Annotated in this window: 23 protein-coding genes and 1 tRNA gene; 12 read left to right on the top strand and 12 right to left on the bottom strand. The window is 61.2% G+C overall.

The features are described 5' to 3' along the window. Nucleotides 1-72 precede the first annotated feature (72 nt). Nucleotides 73-882: a L,D-transpeptidase gene (locus AC5XE7_RS16175; RefSeq protein ID WP_495366814.1), complete on the bottom strand. Its 810-nt coding sequence runs from the start codon at nucleotides 880-882 to the stop codon at nucleotides 73-75. Nucleotides 883-1,371: 489 nt separating this feature from the next. Between AC5XE7_RS16175 and AC5XE7_RS16170 the strand changes: the two genes are divergently transcribed. The 3 genes from AC5XE7_RS16170 to AC5XE7_RS16160 all read left to right on the top strand — a co-directional run bounded on the left by AC5XE7_RS16170 (nucleotide 1,372) and on the right by AC5XE7_RS16160 (nucleotide 3,527). Then, a complete protein-coding gene (locus AC5XE7_RS16170; RefSeq protein WP_495366813.1) occupies nucleotides 1,372-1,974 on the top strand; it encodes a superoxide dismutase in 603 nt (200 codons plus the stop codon). Nucleotides 1,975-2,141: 167 nt separating this feature from the next. Next, complete coding sequence (locus AC5XE7_RS16165; RefSeq protein WP_495366812.1) at nucleotides 2,142-2,579, top strand: c-type cytochrome; 438 nt, start codon at nucleotides 2,142-2,144, stop codon at nucleotides 2,577-2,579. Nucleotides 2,580-2,588: 9 nt separating this feature from the next. Then, nucleotides 2,589-3,527 carry a cytochrome c gene (locus AC5XE7_RS16160; protein ID WP_495366811.1) on the top strand — a complete coding sequence of 313 codons (939 nt, stop codon included), beginning with the start codon at nucleotides 2,589-2,591 and terminating at the stop codon, nucleotides 3,525-3,527. Between the two features lie 9 nt (nucleotides 3,528-3,536). Here the strand turns inward: AC5XE7_RS16160 and AC5XE7_RS16155 are convergent, their stop codons facing one another. Further along, nucleotides 3,537-5,654 carry a S9 family peptidase gene (locus tag AC5XE7_RS16155; protein ID WP_495366810.1) on the bottom strand — a complete coding sequence of 706 codons (2,118 nt, stop codon included), beginning with the start codon at nucleotides 5,652-5,654 and terminating at the stop codon, nucleotides 3,537-3,539. A gap of 348 nt (nucleotides 5,655-6,002) precedes the next feature. On the opposite strand from AC5XE7_RS16155, the gene AC5XE7_RS16150 reads away from it, so the two are divergent. Continuing rightward, nucleotides 6,003-6,434 (top strand): Ros/MucR family transcriptional regulator, encoded by a 432-nt coding sequence (locus AC5XE7_RS16150; RefSeq protein WP_183828446.1) that lies wholly within the window; start codon nucleotides 6,003-6,005, stop codon nucleotides 6,432-6,434. 114 nt (nucleotides 6,435-6,548) lie between these two features. Here the strand turns inward: AC5XE7_RS16150 and AC5XE7_RS16145 are convergent, their stop codons facing one another. Next, the gene (locus AC5XE7_RS16145; protein ID WP_495366869.1) at nucleotides 6,549-8,108 is read right to left on the bottom strand and encodes a helicase HerA-like C-terminal domain-containing protein; all 1,560 of its coding nucleotides are present in this window, start codon (nucleotides 8,106-8,108) and stop codon (nucleotides 6,549-6,551) included. Nucleotides 8,109-8,305: 197 nt separating this feature from the next. On the opposite strand from AC5XE7_RS16145, the gene AC5XE7_RS16140 reads away from it, so the two are divergent. Continuing rightward, nucleotides 8,306-9,604, top strand: a complete 1,299-nt coding sequence (locus AC5XE7_RS16140) for a methylmalonyl-CoA mutase family protein (RefSeq protein ID WP_495366809.1) — start codon at nucleotides 8,306-8,308, stop codon at nucleotides 9,602-9,604. A 97-nt stretch (nucleotides 9,605-9,701) separates the two neighbouring features. Here AC5XE7_RS16140 and AC5XE7_RS16135 read toward each other — a convergent pair whose 3' ends face one another. The 3 genes from AC5XE7_RS16135 to AC5XE7_RS16125 all read right to left on the bottom strand — a co-directional run bounded on the left by AC5XE7_RS16135 (nucleotide 9,702) and on the right by AC5XE7_RS16125 (nucleotide 12,472). After that, nucleotides 9,702-10,178: a GreA/GreB family elongation factor gene (locus AC5XE7_RS16135; protein ID WP_495366808.1), complete on the bottom strand. Its 477-nt coding sequence runs from the start codon at nucleotides 10,176-10,178 to the stop codon at nucleotides 9,702-9,704. Between the two features lie 6 nt (nucleotides 10,179-10,184). Next, nucleotides 10,185-11,189, bottom strand: coding sequence for an asparaginase (locus AC5XE7_RS16130; protein ID WP_495366807.1), 1,005 nt, complete (start codon nucleotides 11,187-11,189; stop codon nucleotides 10,185-10,187). A gap of 119 nt (nucleotides 11,190-11,308) precedes the next feature. Further along, nucleotides 11,309-12,472 (bottom strand): acetyl-CoA acetyltransferase, encoded by a 1,164-nt coding sequence (locus AC5XE7_RS16125; protein WP_495366806.1) that lies wholly within the window; start codon nucleotides 12,470-12,472, stop codon nucleotides 11,309-11,311. A gap of 175 nt (nucleotides 12,473-12,647) precedes the next feature. Here AC5XE7_RS16125 and betI point away from each other — a divergent pair, with 175 nt between their 5' ends. Genes betI through betB form a run of 4 tightly spaced genes read left to right on the top strand, consistent with a single transcriptional unit; the run spans nucleotide 12,648 to nucleotide 17,928 of the window. Further along, complete coding sequence (gene betI / locus AC5XE7_RS16120; protein ID WP_495366805.1) at nucleotides 12,648-13,241, top strand: transcriptional regulator BetI; 594 nt, start codon at nucleotides 12,648-12,650, stop codon at nucleotides 13,239-13,241. Further along, on the top strand, nucleotides 13,238-14,764 hold the full coding sequence (betC, locus tag AC5XE7_RS16115; protein WP_495366804.1) for a choline-sulfatase: 1,527 nt from the start codon (nucleotides 13,238-13,240) through the stop codon (nucleotides 14,762-14,764). The genes betI and betC overlap by 4 nt, the downstream gene beginning before the upstream one ends. A 2-nt stretch (nucleotides 14,765-14,766) precedes the next feature. Then, complete coding sequence (gene betA / locus AC5XE7_RS16110; protein WP_495366803.1) at nucleotides 14,767-16,419, top strand: choline dehydrogenase; 1,653 nt, start codon at nucleotides 14,767-14,769, stop codon at nucleotides 16,417-16,419. A gap of 45 nt (nucleotides 16,420-16,464) precedes the next feature. Then, nucleotides 16,465-17,928, top strand: coding sequence for a betaine-aldehyde dehydrogenase (gene betB, locus AC5XE7_RS16105; protein WP_495366802.1), 1,464 nt, complete (start codon nucleotides 16,465-16,467; stop codon nucleotides 17,926-17,928). Here the strand turns inward: betB and AC5XE7_RS16100 are convergent. Further along, nucleotides 17,922-20,159, bottom strand: a complete 2,238-nt coding sequence (locus tag AC5XE7_RS16100) for a mannose-1-phosphate guanylyltransferase/mannose-6-phosphate isomerase (RefSeq protein WP_495366801.1) — start codon at nucleotides 20,157-20,159, stop codon at nucleotides 17,922-17,924. The two genes, betB and AC5XE7_RS16100, sit on opposite strands and share 7 nt — an antisense overlap. Before the next feature lie 8 nt (nucleotides 20,160-20,167). Beyond that, on the bottom strand, nucleotides 20,168-21,688 hold the full coding sequence (locus AC5XE7_RS16095; RefSeq protein ID WP_495366800.1) for a phosphomannomutase/phosphoglucomutase: 1,521 nt from the start codon (nucleotides 21,686-21,688) through the stop codon (nucleotides 20,168-20,170). A 186-nt stretch (nucleotides 21,689-21,874) separates the two neighbouring features. Here AC5XE7_RS16095 and AC5XE7_RS16090 point away from each other — a divergent pair. Continuing rightward, a tRNA-Pro gene (locus AC5XE7_RS16090) sits at nucleotides 21,875-21,951 on the top strand. 77 nt (nucleotides 21,952-22,028) lie between these two features. Here AC5XE7_RS16090 and AC5XE7_RS16085 read toward each other — a convergent pair. Beyond that, entirely contained in the window at nucleotides 22,029-22,445 is a 417-nt protein-coding gene (locus AC5XE7_RS16085; RefSeq protein WP_495366799.1) for a c-type cytochrome, read from the bottom strand. Between the two features lie 176 nt (nucleotides 22,446-22,621). On the opposite strand from AC5XE7_RS16085, the gene AC5XE7_RS16080 reads away from it, so the two are divergent. Continuing rightward, nucleotides 22,622-23,194, top strand: coding sequence for a DoxX family protein (locus tag AC5XE7_RS16080; RefSeq protein WP_495366798.1), 573 nt, complete (start codon nucleotides 22,622-22,624; stop codon nucleotides 23,192-23,194). Between the two features lie 189 nt (nucleotides 23,195-23,383). On the opposite strand, the gene AC5XE7_RS16075 is transcribed toward AC5XE7_RS16080, so the two are convergent. Further along, a complete protein-coding gene (locus AC5XE7_RS16075; RefSeq protein ID WP_183828410.1) occupies nucleotides 23,384-23,629 on the bottom strand; it encodes a hypothetical protein in 246 nt (81 codons plus the stop codon). 151 nt (nucleotides 23,630-23,780) lie between these two features. Between AC5XE7_RS16075 and AC5XE7_RS16070 the strand changes: the two genes are divergently transcribed. Further along, nucleotides 23,781-24,341, top strand: a complete 561-nt coding sequence (locus AC5XE7_RS16070) for a LysE family translocator (protein WP_495366797.1) — start codon at nucleotides 23,781-23,783, stop codon at nucleotides 24,339-24,341. A gap of 43 nt (nucleotides 24,342-24,384) precedes the next feature. Here the strand turns inward: AC5XE7_RS16070 and AC5XE7_RS16065 are convergent, their stop codons facing one another. Beyond that, the gene (locus AC5XE7_RS16065; protein WP_239800923.1) at nucleotides 24,385-24,705 is read right to left on the bottom strand and encodes a c-type cytochrome; all 321 of its coding nucleotides are present in this window, start codon (nucleotides 24,703-24,705) and stop codon (nucleotides 24,385-24,387) included. Between the two features lie 77 nt (nucleotides 24,706-24,782). Next, entirely contained in the window at nucleotides 24,783-25,388 is a 606-nt protein-coding gene (locus AC5XE7_RS16060) for a L,D-transpeptidase (protein ID WP_495366796.1), read from the bottom strand. Nucleotides 25,389-25,407 lie beyond the last annotated feature (19 nt).

Genomic DNA, 25,407 nt, shown 5'->3' with positions numbered 1-25,407 from the left:
TGATATCTGCAGGGGGCTTTTTCGATTGGGTGAGGCCGCAGGAAGGCCACCTCTTCGAACTTTAAGGCTTCTTCAGAACCAGGAGCGGGTGGCGCGGCCGAGCAATGTGGAATCTTCCGGCACCCCGGCATCGACCGGCGTGCCACTCGGATCGTAGCTGGCGACCCGGGCGCCAAGCCCGTTGGTGACGACGATCGGCGTCTTGCCGGGAACGCGGCTGTGGAGATCGATGATGTCCTGATTCATCAGGCGCACACAGCCCGATGAAATGGACTTGCCGATCGAGTGCCATTCCGGAGAACCATGGATACGATAGAGCGTATCCTCGTTGTTCTGGAAAATGTAGAGCGCGCGCGCGCCCAGCGGGTTCATCAGCCCCGGAGGCATGCCGCCATTGCGGACGCTGTATTTTTCGAGTTCAGGCTGGCGGGCGATCATCTCGTCCGGCGGGGTCCACTTGGGCCATTCGCGCTTGTACTGAACCACCGCGCGCCCCGCCCATTCGAAACCGGCACGGCCAAGGCCAACACCATAACGGATGGCCTGTCCGCCCTCGCGCACCAGATAAAGGTAGTGCTGCGACGTATCGACGACAATTGTACCGGGGCGTTCGCCTGTCGGATCGGGAACGATCTGGCGCAGGAACTTTGAATCGATCTTGCGATAGGGAACGGCCGGAATTTCATAGCCGCCATCGAAAACGGGCCCGTACATGATGTCGTAGCTGCCGAGTTCGGGATGGGGTTGCGGTTCCGCAGGTTTCAGGGGCACCGGGGGAGCCGTGGTGGTGCAGGCCGAAACGGTGGCTGCGGCGGCTCCCATTGCCGTCAGGTTGAGAAAACGGCGTCTGGTCAGCAGGACGGGAGGTGAATCTGTTGCCATGAATTGTGGTCTCGATCTTTCTCTACTGTTCACATGGGCGAAGCCGTTGCCGGCATCGCCGCTCCCGACAGGGGCGATAGGTAGCGCCAAATCTGGCCGCAGGTAGGACAAATAAAGGCGAACATGTGACTAAGGTTCCACTGTTGCCGATCGGCAACGGGTTGTGTGAACCCTATATGGGGCGGCTGAAAGGAAGGTAAACAGATTATCCCTCCGCTCACCGGCCAACCGATATGACGTCTTTGTGATCGCCATCCCGGCAATGCGGCTCTCCGGATCAGGAGCAGTTTGTTCGCTTCGGAAGCGGGCATTTAGCATCTGGACCAATGGTCAAGATGCCGCGAGCCCTCTATTGAGAGAAGCGCATTCGACTCCCCCTCAGCGAATGGCTGAACGGGGAGTGATGCATGCCCGCGGGGTGTTGTTCCCGGGGCTTACAGACCTATGTTAGTCCGGCAACCCCCCGGATTTATTTGAGGAGTAAGACGAATGGCTTTCGAACTTCCCGAACTTCCCTATGACTATGAGGCGCTTCAGCCCTTCATGTCGAAGGAAACGCTCGAATATCACCATGACAAGCACCACAAAGCCTATGTCGACAACGGCAACAAGCTGGCCGCCGAAGCCGGGCTGGGCGACCTGAGCGTCGAAGAAGTGGTGAAACAGTCCTTCGGCAAGAATCAGGGCCTCTTCAACAACGCGGCCCAGCACTACAACCACATCCATTTCTGGAAGTGGATGAAGAAGAACGGCGGCGGCAACAAGCTGCCGGGCGCCCTGCAGAAGGCCGTCGACAGCGATCTGGGCGGCTATGACAAGTTCAAGGCCGATTTCATCAACGCCGGCACCACGCAGTTCGGCTCCGGCTGGGCATGGCTTTCGGTCAAGGATGGAAAGCTGGAGATCTCCAAGACCCCCAATGGCGAGAACCCGCTGGTTCACGGCGCTTCGCCGATCCTCGGCGTCGACGTCTGGGAACACTCCTACTACATCGACTACCGCAACGCGCGTCCGAAGTATCTGGAGGCTTTCGTCGACAGCCTGATCAACTGGGATTATGTCCTTGAGCTGTACGAAAAGGCGAACGCCTGATCGTTTCAGCGTGAAACCCCGGGGAAAACCCCGGGGTTTCGTTCTTCAGGTCTTCACCAAAGCTTCACGCAAGCGTGAAGCGAAATCATCCAGATTTTGAGACAGTTTAGCACCATCTCCGATTCTGTCGGAGCAGCCACGTTTCTTCATCAGATTCGGAGCCAGACATGAAAAAGCTTCTACTCGCCATTTCCATCTTCGCCCTTGCCGGCTCTGCCGCATTTGCCGACACTCTGGCCGACCGCAAGGCCCTGATGAAAGAGCGGGGCAAGCTGACTGGCGAGCTTTCCAAAGTGGTGAAGGGCGAGACCCCCTTTGACGCGGCTGCCGTTCTCAAGACCCTGCAGGACATGCAGGCTAACGCCGAAAAGTTCGATGTCGAGGCGCTTTATCCGGCTGGTTCGGATACGGGCGATACGACCGCCGCGCCGAAAATCTGGGAAGATCCGGACGGCTTCAAGGCTGCCGAAGGCAAGTTCGAGGCCGCCGTCAACGCGGCCGTGACCGATGCGCCGGCTGACGTCGATGCACTCAAGGCGAATTTCGGCGCCATCGGCGCAAGCTGCGGCGCCTGCCACGAGACGTTCCGCGTCCGCAAGGGCTGACCGGCCCCAATGTCCAGACGCGGAAAAATCGCCGTCACTCTTGGCGTTGTGGTTGGACTGGGCGCAGTTGCGGGATGGGTCGCCTCCGCCCCTCAGCGCCTGGATTCCCAAATCATGGCCTCTGCCGCGCCGGGAGACGCTGAACGCGGAGCGCGTATGTTCCATGCCGGCGGCTGTGCTTCCTGCCATGCCGCCAAGGGCGCAGAAGGCGATGCGCGCTTCACGCTTGCCGGCGGTGTGGAGCTTGCCACACCGTTCGGCACCTTCGTCGCGCCGAATATCTCGCAAGACAAAAATGACGGCATAGGGAACTGGACGCTCGACGATTTTGCCGCCGCAATGCTGAAAGGCGTTTCCCCGGACGGGCGCCACTACTACCCGGCGTTTCCGTATGCGTCATATGCCCGTATGAAACCGCAGGACATAGCCGATCTGTTCGCCTTCATGCAGACGCTGCCTGCGGTAGCCGGGCATACAGCTCCGCATGATCTGGCCTTCCCCTACAACATCCGCCGCGGGATCGGGCTGTGGAAGCTTCTCTATCTTGACGATCGGCCGGTGGTGGAATTCGCCGAAGGCGCGCCGGACAAGGTTCTGGCCGGGCGCTATCTGGTCGAGGGCCCGGGCCACTGCGGCGAATGCCATACACCGCGCGATTTCGCCGGTGGAAGCGACAGGAACCAGTGGCTCGCCGGCGCGGTTGCGGCAGAAGGCGAAGGTGTTGTGCCCAACATCACCGCCGGTGAAGGTGGCATCGGCGACTGGTCGGAATCCGACATTGCCGGCTATCTCGAAACGGGCTTTACGCCAGACTTCGATTCCGTCGGCGGATCGATGGTGGAAGTGCAGAAGAACATGGCGGAACTCACCAGCGAAGACCGCGAAGCGATCGCGGCCTACCTGAAAGCCATACCGGCACGCCAGAACGGTTATCCGGCGCGCCAGTAGCGACCGCTGTCAGGTGGCGGGCTTCACGTCCGCCTTGCCGGTAGCCTTCAGGGCAAAGGAATAGGTGTAAGCTATCTCCTCCAGCCGCGAGAAGCGGCCTGATGCGCCTGCATGGCCCGAATCCATGTTGATCTTGAACAGTACGGGATTGTCGCCGCTTTTGGTGTCACGCAGGCGTGCTACCCATTTCGCCGGTTCCCAGTAGGTCACGCGCGGATCGGTGAGCCCGGCCAGCGCCAGGATCGGCGGATAGTCGAAAGCGCCGACATTGTCGTATGGGGAATAGGCGGCAATCGTCCTGTAATCCTCTTCCGAGGCAATGGGATTCCCCCACTCCGGCCATTCCGGCGGCGTGAGCGGCAGCGACGCGTCGAGCATTGTGTTGAGCACATCCACGAAGGGCACTTCCGCGACGATGGCGCCGAAGGCTTCCGGCGCCATGTTGGCGATCGCGCCCATCAGCATGCCGCCCGCCGAGCCACCCTGCGCCACGATGCGGTCATGCGACGTGTAGCCTTCATTGACGAGATATTTTGCGACGGCGATGAAGTCGCGGAAGGTGTTTTGCTTGTGCGCCTTTTTTCCGTCGTCGTACCAAGAATAGCCCTTGTCCTTGCCGCCCCTCACATGGGCGATCGCGTAGACGAAGCCGCGATCCACCAGCGACAGGCAGTTGGTGTTGAAGGATGCGGGAATGGTGATGCCATAGGAGCCATACCCATAGAGCAGACACGGAGCTGTACCATCCAGCGGCGTATCACGCCGGTAAAGCAGGGAGACAGGCACGGCCTCGCCATCCGGTGCGGTGGCCATCAGGCGGCGGGTGACGTAGGCGTCGGCATCGTGACCAGAGGGAACCTCCTGCGTCTTGAGCAGGGTGCGCTGGTGCGTGCGCATATCGTAGTCAAACACCTGCGCCGGCGTGGTCATCGACGAATAGGAGAAGCGCAGAACGTCCGTGTCATATTCATATGATCCTGCCATGCCGAGGGAGTAGGCTTCCTCGTCGAAGGCAATGGCATGTTCCTCGCCGGTGGCGCGTTCGTGAACGACGATGCGCGGCAGACCATCGAGCCGTTCGAGCCGGACGAGGTAATCGCGAAACCCCGTGATGGACAGGATCAGGCGACCCGGCTGATGCGGAACCAGCTCGGTCCAGTTGGCACGAACCGGGTCTGCAACCGGAGCGGTCATGATCTTGAAGTCTCTCGCTCCGCCTTCGTTGGTGAGCACGAAGAATATGTCCCCACCTTCCTCCAGATCATACTGAATGCCCGCCTCGCGCGCGGCGACCAGCAGCGGCGTGCCAAGAGGGTCGGCTGCGTTGAGGATGCGATATTCCGAAGTCTCATGGTCGCTGATGCTGATCATGATCCAGTCGTTGCGGCGTGTGCCTCCGACGCTCATGAAGAAACCGGGATCCGTCTCCTCGTAGATCAGACGGTCATTGGCAGTATCATCGCCGATCTGGTGGAAGAATACTTTCGACGGCCTGTGGTTATCGTCCAGCAGCGTGTAGAAAAAGCCGTTATTATCGGATGCCCATGTGCCGCCACCGCCCGTGCTTTCGATACTGTCTGCAAGCTCGGCGCCCGTGGCAAGATCACGTACACGCAGCGTGTAGAATTCGGAACCCTTGTCGTCATAGGCCCACAACAGGCGCTTGTGGTCGGACGAATGGTCGATGCCTCCGAGCTGGAAATAGGGCTTTCCCTCAGCTTCATGGTCGCCATCCAGCAATATCTCCTCATCTCCGCCCTGGGCCGGCTTGCGGAAATAACGCGGCTGCTGGCCACCCATGCGGTAAGACGAACCGTAAGCAAAGGGTCCATCTTTCATAGGCACCGACGAATCGTCTTCCTTGATGCGTCCTTTCATCTCGGAAAAAAGCGTCTCGCGCAGCCCGGCCGTGTCAGACATCAACTGCGCCTGATATGCATTCTCTTCTTCAAGATGAGCGCGGATATCGGCGGCGAGCCGTGCAGGCTCGCGGAAGACTTCCTGCCAGTTGTCGGCCCGCATCCAGGCATATTCATCCGTGCGGGTTATACCGTGCCGCGTGTCCTCGACGGGGACTTTCACAGGGCGGGGAGCCTGCGCGGAACCGAAGGGTGCCTTTGTCGTCATCTTAAGCTTTCCATTTATTTCACAGTTCAAAGAACATGCTGCTCACCAGCGTTCAAGTCCCGTCTGCCATGGGAGATACATATTGTAATACTCTTTGCTTTGTCAGGCAGATGAACGACAGCTCGTATTGAGGCAGTATGTAGTTGTGTATTGATAATTGAACTAGGCGGTCAAAAAAAATCATTGAGCATTATGCCACCAAAGAACATATGCGATTGACTTGACAGTCATCTGGGATCATGAAGTTGACGCTGAGCGAATCGCTGACGCTCCCGCCATTAAATTCCGCAGATGCCATGCACTGATCATCGGCATCGTTATCATGTCTCTCGTTGGGATTTCACGAACATGGACACTGCCGACACGTTCCCGAAAAATATCGATACGCTTATCGAACTTACTGCTGATGTCGTCGCAGCCTATGTGAGCAACAACCCCGTTCCGGCATCCGAACTCTCCAATCTGATCGCCGATGTCCATGCAGCTCTTGGCCGCGTCGCCGGCAGCGCGTCACCCGAGCCCCTGCCCGTCGACAAGCAGAAGCCGGCAGTCAATCCCAAGAGATCGGTCCATGACGACTACATCATCTGCCTTGAAGACGGCAAGAAGTTCAAATCGCTCAAGCGCCATCTCATGACACACTACAATCTGACGCCTGAGCAGTACCGCGAGAAGTGGGGCCTGGACGCCAATTATCCGATGGTTGCTCCCAGCTATGCAGCCGCTCGTTCGGAACTTGCCAAGCAGATGGGCCTCGGCCGCAAGCGCAAGGCGCGCTGATACAGATTACTTTACGAATGAAGAAACGGCGCCTTGTGGCGCCGTTTTCTTTTTGGACGTTCAATGTTCGGGGCTGTTCTGAGCAGAGTTCCGTTTAAGCGCCGCTGGCGCAAATCAGCGCTTGCGGGTCAGGCTCCCCAGAATGCCGCGCACCAGCGCGCGCCCGATCGAAGACCCCACTGAACGCACAACCGACTTCACAGCCGCTTCCGTAACGGTCTGCCGGTTCGATGCGCGCGGCGCCGGCGCTCTGCGCGTGCGGCTGGTCGGTGCGGGTGTGTTGCCAAAATCCGGCAAGGTCCACCCGCCCCCTCCTCCGCCACCCGCCTGGCTCCGGGTCTGCTGCTGTGGCTGCTGCGCTGTCTGAGCCTCGGCAGCGCGCTTCTGCAGCATTTCAAAAGCGGATTCGCGATCGATCGGCTGATCATACTGGCCGGCGACAGGGCTGACGCTGAGAATATCCCGCCGTTCCTGCGGTGTGATTGGCCCAAGCCTTGAGGAGGGCGGACGGATCAATGTGCGTTGCACCATCGAAGGCACGCCCTTGTCCTCCAGCGTGGAAACCAGCGCCTCGCCGGTGCCGAGCTGGGTGATTGCCGTGGCGCAATTGAAATCCGGATTGGGGCGAAACGTGTCGGCTGCGGTTTTCACCGCCTTCTGCTCACGCGGCGTATAGGCGCGCAGGGCATGCTGTACACGATTACCCAGTTGCGCGAGCACGGTTTCCGGCACGTCGAGCGGATTCTGGGTCACGAAATAAACGCCAACCCCCTTCGAGCGAATAAGCCGCACCACCTGCTCCACCCGGTCGACCAGCGCCTTGGGCGCATCGTCGAACAGCAGATGCGCCTCGTCGAAGAAGAAGACCAGCTTCGGCTTGTCGGGATCGCCGACTTCGGGCAGCACCTCGAACAGTTCCGACATCAGCCACAGCAGGAAAGTCGCATAAAGGCGCGGGCTCATCATCAGCTTGTCGGCGGCAAGCACGTTGATGGCGCCGCGTCCGTCCCGCGTGGTACGCATCAGATCATCAATGCGCAGCGCCGGCTCGCCGAAGAAATGGTTGCCGCCCTGCTGCTCAAGAATCAGCAACGAGCGCTGAATGGCACCGACCGACTGCTTTGTGACGTTGCCGTAGCGCGCTCCGATTTCCGGGGCCCGCTCGGCCAGATTTGCCAGAAGCGCCTGCAGATCCTTCATGTCGAGGAGCAGAAGGCCCTCCTCGTCGGCGATACGGAAGGCAATGTTCATCACCCCTTCCTGCGCGTCTGTAAGGTTCATCAGCCGCGACAGCAGTAACGGCCCCATTTCGGAAATGGTGGCGCGAACGGGGTGTCCCTGCTCGCCGAACAGATCCCAGAAGATGACCGGAAATTCCTGAAACTCATAGGGATCGAGGCGGACTTCTGCGGCCCGCTTCTGCAAAAAATCTTTCGCCTCGCCCATCATGGCGATACCTGAAAGGTCACCCTTTATGTCGGCGCAGAACACCGGCACGCCCGCATTGGAAAAGCCCTCCGCCAGAACCTGCAAGGTCACGGTTTTACCCGTACCCGTTGCGCCGGTAACCAGGCCGTGGCGATTGCCATAACGCAGCAGCAATTCTTCCGGCCGCTGATAGCTGTCATCAGGTTTCCGGCTGGCACCCATGAAAATGCTGTCTTCAGCCGCCATCATGAATTCTCCGCGATCGAGTGGCCGGCAGGAAACCGGCCAGTTTCGCAGGTATAGTAAGGCGAAAGCCAAATTCAAAGGCGCAAGTTCCGTCCTGCCTCATCTGCTGCATTGCCGTACGTGAACAGGGACCTTACAGTGCACCACATCCGGGCCGGCGCGGCGCTCTCCCCGGGTAGCAGTAAAGGACCATATTCTTGACCGACACAGCAGCAGATCGCCACGGCCAGGACAACCGTTGGAAAGCTATTGCCGAACAGGCGCTTGGCGACGGTGCTATCACAGCCGCTTCCGGCAAACCGCGCTGGGCGATCTGTCAGCGCATTGACGACCCCGATGTGGAGCGCGCGCGTGCCCAGATCGCAGACGATCTCGCACAAGGCGCGACCGGGCTTTCACTGGTCTTCGATGGCGCTCCCAATGCATTTGGGTATGGTCTGCCGGGGACGCCCCAGGCGCTCGGACGGATTCTTGAAGATGTGCCGCTCGAGAGGATCTACCTGCGGCTTGACGTTCACCCGGCCAGCCGCGCCATGGCCGACTGGCTGGTTGGAAGCCTTGGCAAGGGAAATATCGATCCTTCACGTCTCAACCTGTCCTTCGGCATAGATCCGGCCGCGACATTTGCCGGCACGGGCCGTCTGCGCATGACCATCGAGGCATTGCAGGCCTCGATGCCGCAATCTCTGGCCTATTTCTTCGCCATGGATGTGCCCGGCATTCTGCTCGAAGCGGACGGCCGCGTTCTGCACAATGCCGGCGCCACCGAAGCGCAGGAGCTTGGTGCCATGCTGGCTTCCGCCGCAGCGCATCTGCGCCTGTTTCAGGAAGCCAGGCAAGCTCTGGTCTATGCCGCCCCGCATATCGGGTTTGCCGTTGGCGTTGATGACGATGCTCTGGCATCTGCCGCCAAGATCAAGGCTCTGCGCCTACTCTGGGCGCGCCTTCAGGAAAGCTTTTCAATTTCACCGACGCCCACCGAAATCCACGCAGAAACCTCCATGCGCATCGTCGGGCGACAGGATCTTTCCGGCAATGTCGCCCGTAATGCCGCTGCGGTTTTCGGCGCTGCCGCAGGAGGCGCTGATTCGATCGCGGTCCTGCCACACACGATCGCTCACGGCCTTCCGGAAGGAAATGCCCGCCGCATCGCCCGCAATCTGCAGATGCTCGTCGCGCAGGAACAGGCAGACCTTCCCGGCGTCGATGAACTGGTCGAAGATTTTTGCCAGCAGGGCTGGGCGGAATTTCAGCGGATCGAGCAGGAAGGCGGGATTCTGCCGAGCCTGAAAGCCGGTCACATCCAGAACCGGGTAAAGACCGCGTCCAGTCAGCGCCGGACCGTATCAGCAACTCAACAGAACGCTGATGCTGCGGCCTCAGTGGCGACCCTCGCCGCAGAGCGCCATCCGGCGCCGACGGATGGCGTGGTCTTCTGCGAGGCTCTGCATCCCCTGTTCTTCGACGGAAGCGTGGAAACGGTCGCGCAGGAATAAAGCACCCGCCGTCGCCCGGAGCCTTCGGTTAGTCGCCTTTCCGAACCGGAAAAGTGTTTCCACTTTTCCTGAAAACGCTCTGGGCAGCCAGTCGTCTTCAAGCTTCTGCGATCAGGTCGACGATCTCCCATTCGCGACCGTTGACGGTGATCAGTTCGCCAACCTTCTTGCCGAAGAGAGCCTGCGCCATGGGTGAGATATGCGAGATCGAGCCTTTGCCGGGCTCGGCCTCGTCCTCCCCCACGATCTGCCATCTGGCCGTCTTGCCGTCTTCATCTTCCAGCGCCACGGTCATGCCGAAGCGAACGACATCGGAATCGGCATCCGGAACGGACAGCTCGGCATTCTCGCGCCGCGCTCCCCAATACCGCAGATCGCGTGCGGCAAGCTCCAGTCGTTCCCGATCCCCTTCGGCCTCGGCGCGCACGATCTCTTCGCGCAACCGAACGATTTCCACCTCGATAAGCGCCAGACCGCGTTGCGTGACGAGATTGCGATGCGGGCTCACAGGGCGCTCGCCAAGGGCTGCGATCGCGCTTTCGTTATCGTCCTCCCGGGTAAACGCCCTGCTCATGGCGGCTCAGTCCGCAAATGCGGCCGGGCGAACCTCGCCGACCTTCGCGCCATTGCGGCTCATGATGGGCTTGTGCGCCAGATTGCGCAGTTCCTCCGCAAGCGGCTCGTCCTTTTCAAGAAGCTTCGCCAGAACGCCCGCAATCATCGCTTCAGCCGCGCGGACGGCTCCGTCATCGCATTTCAGCGCGATACCGAAGCCCAGTTCCGGCACCGCGGCGCAATAGACGCCCTCTGCCCCCATCTTGACGAAGATGCGACCGGGCGCGGCCTTCATCAGAGCCTCGTCGGCACGGCCGGTTCCCGAAACCATGAAGGGCTCCGCCATGCAGGCCGACATCAGCCGCCGTCCGGCCTTTGCCCGCTCCGGCTGCAAGCCGTTTCCGGTCGCTATTCTGGCAAACCCCATCGCGAAATCGCGCAGCGGAACCGCATAGGTCGGGATCGAGCAACCGTCGGTGCCGCAACTGTCCACGTCATGGGCCGCCCCGGTCACTGCCTCCATGGCATCATGTACCAGCCCCTGCAGCCTGTGATCCGCCTTCACGTAGCCCTCATGGGCGATGCCGGAATGGCAGCAGGTGCAGAGAAATCCGGCATGTTTGCCCGAACAGTTGTTGTGCAGCGCATTGGGTTCGCCGCCTGCCCGCGCCATCGCTATGGTGGCGGCATGGTTGTCCGGCCAGTGGCAGCCGCATTCCAGCGCTGTTTCATCCAGCCCCGCGCGCCGCAGCATCGAAAGCGCCGTCTCGGCATGCAGGGGCTCGCCGGAATGCGACGCGCAAGCCAGAGCCAGCTCACGATCTCCAAATCCATAAGCGTCCGCCGCACCGCTCTCGACCAGTGGCAAAGCCTGAATGAGCTTTACCGCAGAGCGGGGAAAGACCGGTCGGTGCGTCTCCCCGATTTCCCAGACGGATTTTCCGTCGCCATCAAAAACCGCCACCGAACCACGATGAACGCTTTCCACCAGAGTTCCGCGAAGAACCTCTGCCAGTACCGGATTTGTCACGTCTGCCGGCTCCTCCCAGGCCAGAGCAATTCCGAAATCGAATCATGAGGCGATCTAATTTCGGAACTGCGAAAACCGCTCGCAGCGCTCGCGCGCTTCGCGTCAGTTATGAATCCGCTTTAGCGGATACGGTCGAGAATCGATACATAGTTGGCGACAGCCGCACCTCCCATGTTGAAGATGCCACCCAGCTTTGCATTCGGCACCTGAATGCCGCCCGCCTCGCCGGCAAGCTGCATCGAGGTCAGCACATGCATCGAAACCCCCGTTGCGCCGATCGGGTGGCCCTTTGATTTCAGGCCGCCGGAAGGATTGACCGGCAGCTTGCCGTCCTTGGCCGTATAGCCTTCTAGCGCCAGCTTCGCGCCCTCGCCGCGTTTCGCCAGTCCCATCGCCTCATACTCGATCAGTTCGGCAATGGTGAAGCAGTCATGCGTCTCCACGAAAGACAGATCGTCCAGGGTCACGCCGGCCTTCTTCAGCGCCTGCGCCCAGGCATGTTCGCAGCCCTCGAACAGCAATATGTCGCGCTTCGACATCGGCAGGAAATCCTGCACATGCTCATTGGCGCGGAAGGCGATGGCACGGCGCATCGACAGCGCCGTCGTGGCATCCGTCAGCACAATTGCTGCGGCGCCGTCCGAGACGAGCGAGCAGTCGGTGCGCTTGAGAGGTCCCGCAACATACGGGTTCTTCTCGCTTTCCTGCCGGCAGAAATCGTAGCCCAGATCCTTGCGCATCTGTGCATAGGGGTTTTCAACGCCATTCTTGTGGTTCTTGGCGGCAATGGCGGCAAGCGCGTCCGACTGGTCGCCATGACGCTGGAAATAGGCATGGGCGATCTTGCCGAACACGCCGGCGAAGCCTGCCGGGGTGTCGCCGTCTTCCGGCAGATAGGATGCCTTCAGGAGATTGGCGCCGATCTCCGGTCCCGGCGTGGTCGTCATCTGCTCGGCGCCCACCACAAGAACGAAACGCGCGCCCGAGTCGACGGCCCGGATGCCCTGCCGCACGGCGGCCGATCCGGTCGCGCAGGCGTTCTCCACCCGCGTCGCCGGCTTGAAGCGCAGGCGGTCATCTGTCTGGAGCACGAGGCTCGCCGTGAAATCCTGCGCCGAAAATCCTGCGTTGAAGTGACCGAGCACGATCTCGCCCACGTCTTCCGGTCCGATGCCCGCATGTTCCAGCGCTTCAGCGGCTACCTTGGCAATCAGACTTTCCAGCGTTTCGCCTTCCAGCTTGCCGAAGCGCGAATGCGCCCAGCCGACGATACATGCGGTCATGACAACATCTCCCTGTCCGTTCAGCTGTCCGGCTGATCACGGCACTCTGATCCGCGCAGGATAACCACCCCGCCGGCCTCGTAAAGCACCTTGTTGTGGGTCAGGTACAAATTGCTCGATTTTTCATTGATTGATTAGTCAATCAAAAATACACTTGCCCTAAGGAGAAGCCAGAATGCCAAAAATCGGAATGGAGCCCTTGCGCCGCCGGGCGCTGATCGACGCTACCATTTCCACCGTGGGCGAACGTGGCACGCTGAACGTGACCGTTTCGGAAATCGCCGGGCGCGCCGGCGTTTCCTCCGCCCTTGCGCATCACTATTTCGGCCCGAAGGAAGTGCTTTTGCAGGCCACGATGCGACAATTGCTGGTCGATCTGGGCCGTGACGCGGTCGTGGCGCTTAAAAACGCCACCACGGCGCGCGAGCGCCTGTCCGCGATCATCGCCGTCAATTTCAATGCCGCACAGTTTCGCGAGGAAACCGTGCATGCGTGGCTGGCCTTCTATGTGGAGGCTCAGAATTCCCCGCCGCTGCGCCGCCTGCTGCGCGTTTATGCAAGGCGTCAGAATTCCAACCTGATGAGCGCGCTCGTTCCGCTGGCCGGCCGCACGGAAGCCCGGCGCATGGCGGAAGCAATCGCGGCCATGATCGACGGTCTCTACATCCGCCGCGCCTTGCGTGACGGTCTTCCCAATCCCGCAAGTGTGGCCTCGCTGGTCGAGGATTATGTCGATGCGAAACTCAGACAACAGGCGAATTCATCATGAGCAACCGGCCTAACATCCTGATCCTCATGGTCGACCAGCTCGCCGGAACCCTGTTTCCCGATGGCCCGGCCGAATTTCTTCATGCGCCCCATCTTCGCGCCCTTTCGGCCCGCTCGGCCCGGTTCCGCAACAATTACACCGCCTCGCCCCTGTGCTCGCCTGCCCGCGCCTCCTTCATGAGCGGCCAGCTTCCCTCACGTACCGGCGTTTATGACAACGCCGCCGAGTTCGCCTCGTCGATCCCCACTTTCGCCCATCATCTGCGCGCCGCCGGCTACCACACCTGCCTGTCGGGCAAGATGCACTTCGTCGGACCGGATCAGTTGCACGGCTTCGAAGAGCGTCTGACCACCGACATCTACCCGGCCGATTTCGGCTGGACGCCGGACTACCGCAAGCCCGGCGAACGCATCGACTGGTGGTATCACAATCTGGGTTCCGTCACAGGGGCGGGCGTCGCGGAAATCACCAACCAGATGGAATATGACGACGAGGTCGCCTTCCTCGCCGGCCAGAAGCTCTACGACCTGTCGCGCCAGTCCGGCGATGAAAACCGCCGCCCCTGGTGCCTGACGGTCTCCTTCACTCACCCGCACGACCCCTATGTGGCGCGCCGCAAGTACTGGGATCTCTACGAGGACTGCCCGCAACTGGAACCTGACGTGGGCTTCATGGCCCATGACGAGCAGGACCCGCATTCGCAGCGCCTCTATCTCGCCAGCGACTATGCCAGTTTCGACATCAAGCCCGAGCAGGTGCGCCGCGCGCGGCAAGGCTATTTCGCCAACATCTCCTATATCGACGACAAGGTTGGCGAGTTGCTGGACGTGCTCGACCGCACGCGCATGGCCGATGACACGATCATCCTGTTCTGCTCCGACCATGGCGACATGCTGGGCGAGCGCGGCCTGTGGTTCAAAATGAGCTTCTTCGAGGGATCCGCGCGCGTTCCGCTTATGATCGCCGGCAAGGGCATCACCGCCGCCCATATCGATGCGCCTGCCTCGAACCTCGACATCTGTCCCACCCTCTGCGACCTCGCCGGCATCGACATTTCCGCCATCATGCCATGGACGGACGGACAGTCGCTGAAGCCCCTCATGCAGGGCAAAGAGCGCAGCGAGCCGGTACTGATGGAATATGCGGCGGAGGGCTCCTATGCTCCGTTGGTCGCCATCCGCGACGGCAAGCACAAGTTCGTGCATTGCGAGATCGACCCGCCGCAACTGTTTGATCTGGAATCGGATCCTCTCGAACGGGAAAACCTTGCGGCCGCTCCCGAAAATGCCGGTCTGGTCGCTGCCTTCATGGAAAAAGTCCGTGCGCGCTGGGACATGGCCGCCTTCGACGCTGCCGTGCGCCAGAGCCAGGCACAGCGCTGGGTCGTCTATCCCGCGCTGCGCAACGGCGCTTACTTCCCGTGGGATTTCCAACCTCTGCAAAAAGCGTCCGAACGCTACATGCGCAACCACATGGATCTCAACACCCTCGAAGAACAGAAGCGCTTTCCGCGAGGTGAATAGCCATGCATGAGGCAGACTTCGTCATCATCGGCTCCGGTTCCGCCGGCTCGGCCATGGCCTACCGGCTTTCCGAGGATGGCAAGCATTCGGTCATCGTCATCGAATATGGCGGCACCGATTATGGCCCGCTCATTCAGATGCCGTCCGCCCTGTCGATCCCGCTCAACATGCCGCTCTACGACTGGGGTTTTTCCAGCGAGCCCGAACCGCATCTGGGCGGAAGGGTTCTCGCCACGCCGCGCGGCAAGGTTCTGGGTGGCTCTTCTTCCATCAATGGCATGGTCTATGTGCGCGGCCACGCCCGCGATTTCGACCACTGGGCGGAGGAAGGCGCTGCCGGCTGGAGTTATGCCGACGTGCTTCCCTACTTCAAGCGTATGGAGCACTCCCACGGCGGCGAGCAAGGCTGGCGCGGAACCAGCGGCCCGCTGCACGTCCAGCGCGGCAAGCGCGCAAACCCTCTCTACGCCGCCTTTATTGAGGCCGGCCAGCAGGCCGGTTTCGAGCTGACCGCTGACTACAACGGCTCGAAGCAGGAAGGTTTCGGGCCGATGGAACAGACCATCCATCGCGGCCGGCGCTGGTCTACCGCCAATGCCTATCTGCGCCCTGCCCTCAAACGCAGAAATGTGAGTCTGGTCAGCGGCTTCGCGCGAAAAGTCATCATCGAGAATCAACGCGCCACCGGCGTCGAGATCGAAGTTCGCGGACAGATTCAGGTCGTTAAAGCGCGACGTGAGGTGATCGTCGCTGCGTCCTCGATCAACTCGCCGAAAATCCTGATGCTTTCCGGCATCGGCCCCGCACGACATCTACAAGAAAAAGGTATCGCAGTGGTTGCCGACCGGCCGGGTGTCGGGGCCAATCTCCAGGATCATCTGGAACTCTATATCCAGCAGGAATCCACCCAGCCGATCACGCTGAACTCGGTCCTTAATCCGATCTCAAAGGCGCTGATCGGCGCACAGTGGCTGCTGTTCAAGAGCGGTCTCGGCGCCACCAATCATTTCGAGGCCGCCGCCTTTCTGCGCTCGGCAGCTGGCATCGATTACCCGGATATCCAATATCACTTCATCCCCGCCGCCGTGCGTTACGATGGCAAAGCGGTCGCCGACACGCACGGTTTTCAGGCGCATGTCGGGCCGATGCGCTCCAGATCGCGCGGCAGCGTTACGCTGCGTTCTCCCGATGCGTGGGAAAAACCCGTCATCTGCTTCAACTACATGTCGCATCCTGACGACTGGACGGAATTCCGCCACTGCATCCGCCTCACCCGCGAAATCTTTTCACAAGCCGCCTTCGATCCCTATCGTGGCAGGGAGATCTCTCCCGGCAGTGATGTGCAAACCGACGAAGAACTCGATGCCTTCATTCGCGATCATGCCGAGAGTGCGCTGCATCCCTGCGGCACCTGCCGCATGGGCCGGGCTGATAATCCCATGAGCGTTGTGGACCCTGAATGCCGGGTCATCGGCGTTGAAGGTCTGAGGGTCGCGGATTCGTCCATCTTCCCGCGCATCACCAACGGCAACCTCAACGCACCCTCGATCATGACCGGCGAAAAGGCCGCTGATCATATTCTCGGCCGCACCCCGCTGCCGCCGTCCAATCTGGAACCCTGGATCAATCCGCGCTGGCAACAGTCGGACAGATAAGCCAAAGTCCTTTCAACCGATCCGATGGAATTACCGGAGCCTGCCATGCGCGCCCAACCGACCGCCTCGCATTACGTCAATGGACGTTATATCGACGACGACCGTGGCGCCGAGATCGCCGTCATCTATCCGGCCACCGGCGAACGCATCGCCACGCTGCATGCGGCGACGCCCAACATCATCGAGTTGGCCATCGAATCGGCGCGCGCCGCGCAGGCCGAATGGGCACGCCTCAAGCCGGTCGAGCGCGGCCGCATCCTGCGCCGCGCCGCCGATATTCTGCGCGAGCGCAATGAGGCTCTGGCGCGGCTTGAAACGCTGGACACCGGCAAGGCCATTCAGGAAACGCTGGTGGCGGACGCCCCTTCCGCCGCCGACTGCCTCGAATATTTCGCAGGCGCCATTGCCAGCTTCAACGGCGAGTTCATCGACCTGGGTGGCCCCTTCGCCTACACGCGCCGCGAACCGCTCGGCGTCTGCGTCGGCATCGGCGCATGGAACTATCCGATCCAGATCGCCGGCTGGAAATCCGCACCAGCGCTCGCCATGGGCAACGCCATGGTGTTCAAGCCCTCCGAAAACACGCCGTTGTCGGCGCTGGCGCTGGCCGAAATCTATTCCGAGGCCGGCCTGCCGGACGGCCTGTTCAACGTGGTGCAGGGCTATGGCGATGTCGGCGCATCCCTTGTCGGCCATCCCTCCGTCGCCAAGGTGTCGGTCACCGGTTCGGTCGCTACCGGCAAGCGCGTTCTGGCGCAGGCCGGAGCCAACATGAAGCACGCCACCATGGAGCTCGGTGGCAAGTCGCCGCTCATCGTCTTTGACGATGCCGACCTCGAAAACGCCATCGGCGGCGCGATGCTCGGCAACTTCTACTCCACGGGCCAAGTCTGCTCCAATGGCACCCGAGTCTTCGTTCAGAAAGGCCTGCAGGACCGGTTTGTCGAGCGCCTTGTCGAGCGCACCAAGAAAATCCGCATTGGCGACCCGCTCGACCCTGAAACCCAGATGGGGCCGCTGGTCAGCAAGGCCCAGCATCAGCGTGTGCTGTCCTATATCGAAGCCGGCATGCAGGAAGGTGCTGTCCTCGCCTGCGGCGGCAATGCCCCTGCCCTGCAAGGTTTCGATGGCGGCTTCTTTGTCGAACCCACCGTCTTCACCGGCGTCAGCGACACGATGCGCATCGCGCGCGAGGAGATTTTCGGCCCCGTGATGAGCGTCTTGTCCTTCGAGGATGAAGACGAAGTGATCGGCCGCGCCAACGGCACCGAGTTCGGCCTTGCCGCCGGCGTCTTCACCCGCGACATAGCACGCGCGCATCGCGTCATCGGTGAGCTGCAGGCCGGCACCTGCTGGATCAACGCCTACAATCTCACCCCCGTTGAGATGCCGTTCGGCGGCTACAAGCAGTCCGGCATCGGGCGCGAGAATTCGCTCGCCGCCCTCCAGCACTATTCGCAGATCAAGTCGGTCTATGTGGAGACCGGCGACGTCGACAGCCCCTACTGACCTGTCTCCGTCGTCGCGTCCAGATACTGCATCAGCGCGTAGACGAGGTGATAGAAAATCGAGGCAGGCACCTCGGTCGCCACAGAGCGGCCGCGCTCGTCGATGCGATCGACCCACAGGCCGAGCGGCGCCGGGTCGATATGCCAGCGGAACAGGCGGCCCACGCGCGCCTCGATCTCAGGCTTGAGGTCCGGCCCGTCGGCCCGATCCAGCGCGATCGACGCCTTGATCGCCTCCGTCTGCGGCCAGCTTCGCGACACCAGATCGAGCGGCATGCCCTGCTTCGACACCGCGCCGTAGGCAAGGCCGGTCGCACGGTTCAGGCCATTGGCGACAGCCGAGGCATAGAGCTTGCGGGCATAGGTGGTGAGGCTCTTCTGGCCGCTGCGATTGGCGAAGTCGATCAGCAGCGAGGCCCATTCGAAATGATGGCCGGGCTCTGTCCAGTCGCCCTTGCCATCCGGGGCCGGCGCCCAGCCATCCTCGAAGAATTCACCTACGGTCCATGAATCGGCGTCGAAGAAATAGCTGCGGAACAGATCGACGATGCGGGCGGCACGGCGCAGATAGGTCCTGTCGCCGGTTGCCTCATGCCAGGCCAGAAACGCTTCCAGCAGATGCATATGCGGGTTGGAGCGGCGCAGGCTGCCACCCTCCGGCGCTTCAAGAAAACCGGCAAGGCTGCTGTCCTCCAGATGCTCGTCGAGGAAGGCGAAGGTTTCCCGGCCAAGCCTCAGCGCATCGGGATTGCCACACATATGAGCGTGGGCGAGTGCCAGAAGCACGCAGGAATGGTCGTAGGCGTCTTCGGTCGCATCGTTTATCGAACCATCGACGTTGAGGGTGCGCACCCAGCCGCCCCGGTCGGTGCGCCCGCGCGACATGAACTCCAGCCCGTGCGCGATCAGCCGGTCGGCAGGCCCGTCCCAGCCGCGCGACCCCGCGACCGCGAAACCGTAGACCTGCCGCGCCATGGTGCGCATGCGCTTCGGCCTGGCCAGCGGCACGGCATCCAGCCCCAGCGCCTCATGAAACCCACCATGGCGCTCGTCCACGCCAACGGTCGACCACAAGGGCAGCGCCTCATCGAACAGCCAGTGCCGCACGCGGCTGCGCCACGCGCCGCTTTCCACCACCCGGTCGTGCGACGGCGTGAAGCGTGTCTCCAGCCTTCCGCTCTTTTCGAGCTGCTGCACCACCTTGCGTACATTCTGGCTGTGCGAGACAGGCGCCACGAAGGTCGCGTCGGCGGTGGCGACCACGGCCGTATCCTTCAGTCCGACCGCCGACAGCAGCCGGCCATGGCTGCGGATATAGGAGTTCTCGCAATCGATGGCGACGACATCGCCAATGATGACATTGCCGTTTTCGTCGGAAGGTCCGACATCAAGCAGGGACTGCCACGAACCGAGATCGTTCCAGCGAAAGCCCGCCGGCACCATGGCGATGCCTTCGGCACGTTCCATCACCGCATAGTCGATGGAATCGGACGGGATCGCCGCATAGAGATCCTCCGGCATATAGAGGCCGGAAAGATCGGTTCTGGCGGCTGCGAAAGCTTTCTCCGTCGCGGCCCATATATCCGGCTGGAAGCGCAGGAAAGCATCGCGCATCACGCTCGCCCGGAACAGGAAGATGCCCGCATTCCAGTAGTAATTTCCTGCCGCAACGTATTTCTGCGCAGTCGCGGTATCAGGTTTTTCCACGAAGCGCGAGACATCGAACACGCCGCCATGCTCCGCGCCGACTTCGATATAGCCATAGCCGGTTTCAGGCTGATCGGGGCGAATGCCGAACACCACCAGCCTGCCCGCACCAGCTGCCGGCACGCCCTGCTCCACCGTCTGCCAGAATTGCGCGGTGGTGGAAATTTCGTGGTCGGAAGGAACCACCAGCACGAGGCTGTCGCCGAAATCGGCCAGCGTGCGCAGCGTAGCCAGCGCCACCGCGGCGGCCGTATTGCGCCCCACCGGCTCGAACAGCACGCCGCCGCCAGCGAGATCAATGCCATTGATGTCGCCATGCACGCGCCCGGCATGGCGTTCGGATGCGATCAGGAACACAGGTGCGACACCCGCTGTCCGGCCTGTCATGCGCCGCAGCGTCTTGGCCAGCATCGAGCCATCGCCTGACAGATCGTGAAACTGCTTGGGATTGTCCTCGCGCGACAGCGGCCACAGCCGCGATCCCACGCCGCCGCTCATCACGAAACAGGCGATAAGGTCACTCATGGTCACGCTCAAAATGTCTGGTTGTAGGGACCGACTTCCGGGCTGCGCCGCAGCACGGCATCCAGCGCCTCGAACATCTCGCGCCGCCGTTCCGCAGAAACCGGGCTTTCCACCACCACGACCAGCTCGGGCTTGTTGGAGGACGCCCGGATCAGCCCCCAGGTGCCGTCCTCAGCCACGACGCGAACGCCGTTCACCGTCACCAGTTCGACGATCGGCTGCCCGGCAAAGCGTTCTCCGGCGGCCTTCATCGCCTCGAAATCGGCCAGCACCCGCTCGACCACGCCATATTTGATCTCATCGTCGCAATGCGGCGACATGGTCGGCGTGCCGTATGTGACCGGCAGTTCCCGATATAGATCGGCCATCGACTTTGACGGATTGCGGTCGAGCATGCCGCACACGGCAATCGCCGTCACCAGCCCATCATCATAGCCGCGCCCGATCGGCGGGTTGAAGAAGAAATGGCCGGATTTCTCGAAGCCGGCGATGGCGCCAAGCTCGGCTACGCGGCGCTTGATGTAGGAGTGGCCGGTCTTCCAGTAATCGGTCTCAGCGCCATTGGCCTGCAATTGCGGATCGGTCTTGAACAGGCCCGTCGACTTGACGTCCACGACGAAGGACGAGCCGGGATATTGTTGCGAAATGTCACGCGCCAGCATGACGCCGACCTTGTCGGCGAAGATCTCGTTGCCTTCATTGTCGACCACGCCGCAGCGGTCGCCGTCGCCATCGAAGCCGAGGCCCACATCCGCGCCAGTCTCCAGCACCTTGTCGCGGATGGCATGCAGCATCTGCATGTCTTCCGGGTTCGGATTGTAACGCGGGAAGCTGTGGTCCAGTTCGACGTCGAGCGGAATCACCTCGCAGCCGATTCGTTCGAGCGCCTGCGGGGCGAAGGCGCCCGCCGTGCCGTTGCCGCAGGCAGCCACCACCCTGAGCTTGCGTGATATCCGCTTTCCCGCGACCAGATCATCGAGATAAGTGTCGCGAAAATCGGGCACGAATTCGTAGGAACCCCCGCCGACGAGATCGAAGTCGCCCTCCAGAACGATTTTCTTCAATGCCGACATTTCGTCCGGCCCGAAGGTCAGCGGCCGCTGCGCGCCCATCTTCACGCCGGTCCAGCCGTTTTCGTTGTGCGAAGCGGTGACCATGGCGACCGAAGGCGTGTCGAGCGCGAACTGCGCGAAATAGGCCATGGGCGAAAGGGCAAGGCCTATGTCCTTCACCTTCGCGCCGGCGGCCATCAAGCCCGACACCAGGGCCAGCTTGATCGCAAGCGAATACTCGCGGAAGTCATGGCCCGTCACGATCTCGGGGCCGATGCCCATGCGGCGGATCAGCGTCGCCAGTCCCATGCCCAACGCCTGCACGCCGATCAGATTGAGTTCCGGCTCCTTTTCCGCGCCCGGACGGCCAAACCACCAGCGCGCGTCATATTCGCGAAAGCCGGTCGGTTTAATCAGCGCCGAAGTCTCGAACCCGAACGTATTCGGCCTCGCCTGTTCCACGATCCTGAGCTTCAATTGAGCAGGCCCCCGCACCTTTTTAACACGCAACTCTGCTGCATTGCCTATCAGCAAAGCCTTTAAAGGGGGTTATTCTCGCACCATCCCGCCGTGTTCACAAACAATCGTGACAAACAGGCAAATTGTCGTGTCATTGCCGCTTGCAGGAACAGATTCGCGGCGTTATAAGCCCGCCACTGGTCACGGAGTGTAGCGCAGCCTGGTAGCGCACGTCGTTCGGGACGACGGGGTCGCAGGTTCAAATCCTGCCACTCCGACCAGATAAAACAATCAGTTAGTTTTCCCGATTTTTCTCCTCTCCCCTAGACTCCGCCTGAAACAATCAGGAGAGGCCGGGTTATTGGTGTGGGGAAGCTGATTTCAGATATGCAATGAGGTTCCTGATATCCTCATCGCTCCATAACCCCAGAAACCGCATGGAATTGCCCGGAATGGTTCTTCTCGGGCTGTAGAGGAATTCGGCCAGCAGTTCCTCAGTCCACACTCTTCCTTCCTGTCCGGCACTTTTCATTGCCTGCGAATAGGACCGGAAGTCCGGGACCGAGCCAATCTCGCGGCCAACAATCCCCATGAGGTGGGGCCCCATTCGATTGCCGTTGCTGGTTATGTTGTGGCAGGGGGCGCATTTGCGAAATATCTGTTCCCCGGCTCCAATATCCGCAGGAGCGGCGGAAGCCGTCGTCAAAGTGAGGAACAGCGCGGTCCGAACCAATCCGGCTACGCAAGACAGAACGCCGGCATCGCGCCAAAACATGTGTCGGACCGCCTCAGATTTTCGGCATGTCACGATCGCGATGCCGCGGGAATTCGGCAACATTCATAGAATACAGATTGCCTGCTATCCATCGATATTGACGGCTGACACCGGCAGGGTCAATCTCCTGTAGGGTTCGCATAATCCTCCCCTCCTCCGCTAAGGTGCCAAAACACATGTCTGAAGTCTCCCCTAAAGACGCAGGTCTTTTCATACCCTTTTTGGGCCCGTTCTATCGAAACTTCGCGCAGCCATATGGATGGGCGGCATTCAGAATTGTCATCGGCGGCCTGTTGATGATCGAGGGGTGGCCGAAAATCGTTGCACCCTTTGCGCAAACCGGGTTTGTTGAAGGACTTGGCCTCTATCCCGGCTGGTTCTTCTCGCCGCTGCTGGCCATCATGCAGTTTGTGGGAGGAGCCATGATCGCCGTCGGCCTTTTCACACGCCCCGTCGCTCTGGCCAATGCCGTGATGCTGGTGGTCACCATCTGGTTCCACATCACCCACCCGTACGGCGACGCTTTCCTTACTGCTGAAGGAATGGAATTTCTGAAGGATAATCTTCAGTATCTCACTGCTGATGGTCAGGCGCGACTGCTCTCCGACGGTGGTTCTGCATTCCTGCATCAGGTCCAGTCCAAAGCCGAATTCAACTCGACTTTCTGGTCAGCCGGGGCCGCTTTGATAGCAGCTTTTGGCGGCGGTCGGATTTCCGTTGATCGCCTGCTGATTGGACGGGAATTCTGAACGCGCTGATCCGCCGGACAGTGCGGATCGCATGCGGAAGTAAAGGGATCGCCGAAGGCCGTTTTTACAACGGGTCCAGGCGGTTCCCGCAAGCCGGCAGGAAACAACTGCCTGATACGCCGATCCTGCGGAGACCAGAACCTCCCGGGTCCAGCCAGCCATCTGCTCCGAAGTGCTGAGGGCAGTCCGTCATCGCGACAGGCGTCGCGCATTGGCCCGCACCTTCTTGCGGTAGCCTTTCACCACCTTGTCAGGCGAAGCGCCCCGCGCGATCTGGACGGAGGCCTGACCTGCCGCAGCGACCTTCTCGCTCACCATGCGGCGCGCCTCGCGCTCACCCCGCTTGCCGCCCATGGCAAGCTTCATGGTCCGCAACCAGATCACCTGCTGGGCCTCGATTCCCAGCATCGCCATGTTGAACCACAATCTGTGCATCGCGATCTCCTTTGCGGGCGCGCCCCTCAACGCGAATGGCCGTAAGCGGTTCCATGAGGGTTGCGCCCGGCAATCCGCCTGTGTCTTGATTCTGGTCAATCCACGTTACAGATGGCCTGCTATCAGTGGATGACCTGAGAACAGAGAACCGATGTCTTTCGTATCATTCGTCATCGCCGCCATCATGGTGCTGATCACGCCCGGCCCGACAAACACGATCCTCGCGGCATCGGGCGCAGCTATGGGCTGGCGTCGCGCCATGGTTCTGCCTGTGGCGGAGGCGGCAGGCTATATGGTCGCCGTCACGGCCTATCTGGTTCTTGTGCAAAGCTTCGCCGATGTGGCCGCCGCGATGCCGGTCATGAAGGGAATTGCTGCGGTCTGGCTGCTGTTTTCGGCATGGAAGCTCTGGCACCAGCCTGCGGACGCCATAGCAACGGAAAAGTCCGCTGCCATGCGCCGGGTCTTCCTGACGACCCTTCTCAATCCGAAGGCGATGCTGGTGGGCGCCATACTGATCCCGGCCATGAGCCCCGGGCTCCGGTCGGGCGCGATCGCGACGTTCCTTTGCTTGTCGCTGATTGCCGGAGCGATCTGGACAGTCTGCGGCTCGTCGCTGCCCAAAGCTATCAGGCCGCACGCCTATCGGCTTGCTGCTGTGGTCATCGGCCTGTTTTCGCTGATGGCGGCTTCCAGCGCCATTGCCGGCTGATCGCCGGCTCGTCGGCCCTCAAGGCGTTGCTGACACCACAACCTTATCGGCTGTCGGACTGGATCGTATCCAGATAGGCAAGCAGGGCCGTCACCTGATCCGAAGTGGCCTTGAACTCGGGCATATCGGGATGCCCGCTGTAAATGCCTTCCACAAAGGCTTCTTCAAGCGCATCCAGAGGATAGCGCTTCGACAGGTCGCGCATGGGCGGTGCCTGCGGATGCTTGCTTTCATCCCTGGCGCCAATGGCGTGACAGGGCGAGCAATTCATCTCCGCGATCTGGCGGCCCCTTCTGACGAGGTCTTCGGCCTGCGCAGGGACGGTGAACGCTGTGGCTAACAGAACAATGGCTAGGCGTTTCATGAGTTCGCTTGTCTATGGAAATGGTTAACGGGAGGTTCAGAAGCGAACCGCCACACCAGATTGAGCAGGCATTCCTGTCAGGACTGGATTACCACCACGCGCGTGCCCGGCGTCGCGCGTTCGTAAAGATCGATGACATCGTGATTGAGCATGCGGATGCAGCCGCTGGAAACGGCCTTGCCGATAGTGCTCGGCTGGTTGGTGCCGTGGATGCGGAACATGGTGTCGCGTCCGTCGCGGTAGAGATAGAGCGCCCGCGCGCCCAGTGGATTGTTGGGTCCGCCCGGCAGGCCACCGGCATACCGGCGGTTGCGCGGATCGCGCCGCATCATGTTGGCCGTCGGCGTCCAGCTTGGCCATTCGGCCTTTCGGCCGATCGTCGCGTTGCCGCGCAATGCAAGGCCCTGGCGGCCAACGCCTATACCGTAGCGGATGGCGCGGCCATTTCCGAGAACGTAATAGAGCCGGCGCTCCGACGTGTTTACCACGATGGTGCCGGCAGCATAGTCCCCGCCGAAAGCCACTTCGGTGCGGCGCAGCTCCGGCTTCACTTCCGATGCAGGTATGGCCGGCAGCGGAAACCGCTCACCCGGAATGGCGCCATAATTTGCATATTGAGAGGTCGCGCACCCTGCCATCAGCAATGGCAGCCCGATGATGAAGCCCCTGCGCGAAATCGACATGTGCCGCCCCGATTCAGTT

Source organism: Aquamicrobium sp. YD-1-mutant5 (assembly GCF_059509755.1).
Note: the sequence above shows the minus strand (reverse complement) of the source record. Positions and strands in the feature narration are given on the sequence as shown.